The 3,715-nt window shown below is 64.3% G+C and carries 4 protein-coding genes; all 4 read right to left on the reverse strand.

Annotation, left to right across the window (positions count from 1 at the left end; translation table 11 throughout):
* Nucleotides 1-1,037: ATP-binding cassette domain-containing protein (locus EN906_RS26410; protein ID WP_164777369.1), on the reverse strand; the 1,037-nt coding region annotated here is incomplete at its 3' end.
* The gene (locus EN906_RS26415) at nucleotides 1,034-1,903 is read right to left on the reverse strand and encodes an ABC transporter permease (RefSeq protein ID WP_127269829.1); all 870 of its coding nucleotides are present in this window, start codon (nucleotides 1,901-1,903) and stop codon (nucleotides 1,034-1,036) included. The genes EN906_RS26415 and EN906_RS26410, both read right to left, overlap by 4 nt.
* Nucleotides 1,900-2,847: an ABC transporter permease gene (locus tag EN906_RS26420; protein WP_127269831.1), complete on the reverse strand. Its 948-nt coding sequence runs from the start codon at nucleotides 2,845-2,847 to the stop codon at nucleotides 1,900-1,902. Before EN906_RS26420 ends, EN906_RS26415 begins: the two co-directional genes overlap by 4 nt.
* 13 nt (nucleotides 2,848-2,860) lie before the next feature.
* A partial coding sequence (locus EN906_RS26425; protein ID WP_245484337.1) for an ABC transporter substrate-binding protein occupies nucleotides 2,861-3,715 on the reverse strand: 855 nt, incomplete at its 5' end.

Genomic DNA, 3,715 nt, shown 5'->3' on the forward strand with positions numbered 1-3,715 from the left:
GTGATGGTCTCGCCGCGAAACCGGATCGAGCCCGATGTCGGCCGATCCAGCGCCAGGATCATGCGGGCGAGCGTTGACTTGCCGCAGCCGGATCTGCCGACCAGCGCCACTGACTGACCCGGCGCCATCGACAGCGAGACATCGTCGACGGCGCGGATGCCAGGCGCGCGTTTGAACAATGAGGTGCGCCGTCCGGGATAGTCGCGTGTCACGCTTTCGACCTGAAGCAAAGGTCGGCTCGTCTCGATGCCATGCGGCCTGGCGCGCGCCGGCACATGCATCGAGGCCTGCGCCAGCTGGCGCGTGTAGGGATGGAACTGTTCGGACAGCGTGCGCGCAGTGTCGCCGGCTTCCATAACCTCGCCGCGGCGCAGGATAGTGATGCGGTCCGCCATCTCGGTCACCACGGCGAGGTCGTGCGAGATCAGGAGCAGGCCCATGCGGCTCTCGGCGACGAGGTCGCGCAAGAGGTCGAGGATCTGCGCCTGCAGCACCACGTCGAGCGCCGTCGTCGGCTCGTCGGCGACCAGCAGCTTCGGCTTCAGCGCGCAGGCGATGGCGATGACGACGCGCTGGCGCTGGCCACCGGACAGTTCATGCGGATAGCGCGACATTGGGAATTTCGCTTCGGGGAGGCCGACGCGGTCGAGCATTTTTCGCGCCCGGTCTTCGGCCTCGGCGCGGCTGGCCTTGGTGTGCCAGCGTATGCCTTCGGCAACCTGTTCGCCGATGGTCTTGACCGGATTGAGCGCCGTCATCGGCTCCTGGAAGACCATGCCGATGTCGTCGCCGCGCAGCGCGCACATCTGATCCTCGGTTGCCGCGAGGATGTCGATGCCGTCGAATGTGACGCGTCCGGTGGCGCGCGCGGCATGGGGCAGAAGCTGCATCACCGTCAGCGCGGTCATCGACTTGCCCGAGCCGGATTCGCCGACCAAACCCATCACCTCGCCGGGCGCGACGGAAAGCTCCATTCCTTTAAGGATCTGCGTGTCGCCGATGGTCAGCGACAGGTTCTCGATGTCGAGCAGGCTCATCGCTGCCGCCGCGATTTCGGATCGAGGATGTCGGCGATGCCGTCGCCCAGGAGGTTCAGCCCCAGCACGGCGACAACGATCGCCATGCCCGGAAAGATCGCCATCCATGGCGCCACCACCATGCGGGTCTGCGCGTCGAACAGCATGCGGCCCCAGCTCGGCATTGGCGGTTGCGCGCCAAGGCCGAGATAGGAAAGCCCGGCCTCGGCTAGGATGCCCAGCGCGAACTGGATGGTGCCTTGCACCAGGAGCAGCGTGGCGATGTTGGGCAGCACATGTTCGATTGTGATCTGCGTGCTGCTCTTGCCGGCGGCGCGCGCGGCCAGAATGAACTCGCGCGGCCAGATCGCCAGCGCGCCGGCCCGGGCGACACGGGCAAAGACCGGGATGTTGAAGATGCCGATGGCGATGATGGCGTTGATCGCGCCTGGCCCGAAGATGGCGGTGATCATGATCGCCGACAGCAAAGCCGGGAAGGCGAAGACGAGGTCGTTCAGCCGCATCAGTGCCTCGTCGACGAGGCCGCCGCGTGCCGCCGCAAAGGCGCCGAGCGGCACGCCGACCCCCATGCCGATGCCGACCGCGACCAGCGCCACGGCAATCGAATTGCGGGCCCCGACCATGACCATCGACAGAATGTCGCGGCCGAAATGGTCGGTGCCGAACCAGTGCGCCAGCGAGGGTGCCTGCGTCTTGTCCGATATCACCAGTTTGGTGACGTCGTAGGGCGTCCAGCCATAAGAGACTACAGCCATTGCCAGGATCAGCAGCGTGATGACGAAACCGGCCACGAAGGCGGTATTCCTGAACGCCTTGCCCAGGATGTTGCCAAACGTCTCTTCTGACATCTCGATTTGCAGTGTCATTGCCGGCTTCTCAAGCGCGGATCGACAACCGCATAGGAAAGGTCGACGAGGAGGTTGACGGCGATGACGGCGGCGACCAGCAGCATGACGACGCTTTCGACGACGATCAGATCGCGCTGGGTGATGGCCTGGAACACCAGCCTGCCGAGGCCGGGCAGGTAAAAGACATTCTCAATGATGATGGTGCCGGCAAGCAGGAAGGCAAACTGCAGGCCCAGAATGGTCAGCACCGGGATCATGGCGTTGCGCAGTGCATGCCGCCACAAGACTGCGCGATAGGGCAGGCCCTTGGCGCGGGCGGTGCGGATATAGTCCTCGTTCAGCACCTCGATCAGCGCCGAGCGGGTGACGCGCGCCAGGATCGCGGCTTGCGGCAAGGCAAGTGCGACCGCCGGCAGCAGCAGCGATTTCAAGGCTGGCCAGATGCCAGCACTCCAGCCGGGAAACCCACCGGCGGGGACCAGCCGCAGCCAGACGGCGAAGACATAGATCAGCATCAGCGCGAACCAGAAATTGGGCACGGCAACGCCAAGCTGTGCGGCGCCCATGGAAATCGTGTCACCGGCGCGTCCACGCCGGCTGGCGGAAAACAGGCCAACGGGAATCGCGATGATGGTGGAGAGCGCAAGCGCAATCAGCGCCAGCGGCAGCGAGACGGCAAGCCGCTCGCGCACCAGATCGATGACCGGCACCGAATAGGTGTAGGAGCGGCCGAAATCGAGACTGAGCAGGCCGCCGGCCCATTGCAGGTAGCGCAAGGCCAGCGGCGCGTTGAGGCCCATCTGGTTGCGCAGCAGCTCGACCTGATCGGCACTGGCGTTCAGGCCCAGCATCAGCCGCGCCGGATCGCCGGGCAGGATCTCCAGGACGGCGAACACCACCATGGAAGCCAGCACCAGCGTGGCGAGCGCGACGGCGAAGCGTTTTAGGAGGTAGGCGGTCATGGAAGGTGGGGGATCACTCGCTCCACTTCACCTTGGTCAAATCATTGGCCTGGATCGGGGCGTTTTCCCACAGGCCTTGCAGCTTGGCGTCCCAGACGCCGACCTTGGGCAGTTCGTAGAGGAAGCCGACCACGGCATCGTCCGCCAGGATCTTCTGTGCCTGCCCCAGCAATTCCTTGCGCTTGGCTTCGTCGGAGGTGACGCCGAGATCGGCAATCACCTTGTCGAAGGCCGGGTTGTCGTAGTTGAAGTAATAGTCCTTGCGCGAATAGATATCGATGTCGTTGGGCTCGGTGTGGGAGACGATGGTCAGGTCGTAATCCTTCTTGGTGAACACCTGATCCAGCCACTGCGCCCATTCGACCGGGATGATCTCCAGATCGATGCCGACGTCGCGAAGTTGTGAGGCTATGATTTCGCCACCGAGGCGGGCATAGGCGGGCGGCGGCAGTTTCAGCGTCGCCTTGAAGCCGTTTTCGAGGCCTGCCTCTTTCAGCAATTCCTTGGCCTTGGCGACATCATGCTGGTAGCGGCCGGTGAGGTCGACATAATCCTTGCTGGCCGGCGACATGTGCGAGCCGATCGGCTGGCCGAGGCCGGCCGAGGCGCCGTCGATGATCGCCTTGCGATCGAGCGCGTAGGAGATCGCCTGCCTCACCTGCAACTTGTCGAAAGGAGGCTTCTTGTTGTTGATCGACAGGATGGTCTCACCCTCGGTCGAGCCGATCACCACCTTGAAGCGCGGATCGTCCTTGATCTGCGCGAGGCTGTCGGCATCGAAGAACGGGAAAGCCTGGATGTCGCCGGAAAGCAGGGCCGGCACATAGGCCGCGGCATCGGGCACGATGCGGAATTCGGCCTTGTCGAG

It is taken from the genome of Mesorhizobium sp. M7A.F.Ca.CA.004.06.1.1, from assembly GCF_003999135.1.
Lineage (GTDB): Bacteria > Pseudomonadota > Alphaproteobacteria > Rhizobiales > Rhizobiaceae > Mesorhizobium.

Bases quoted from the DNA above. Each gene is read 5' to 3' on its own strand.
- EN906_RS26415 (WP_127269829.1), bottom strand. From the start codon at position 1,903: ATGACACTGCAAATCGAGATGTCAGAAGAGACGTTTGGCAACATCCTG.
- EN906_RS26420 (WP_127269831.1), bottom strand. From the start codon at position 2,847: ATGACCGCCTACCTCCTAAAACGCTTCGCCGTCGCGCTCGCCACGCTG.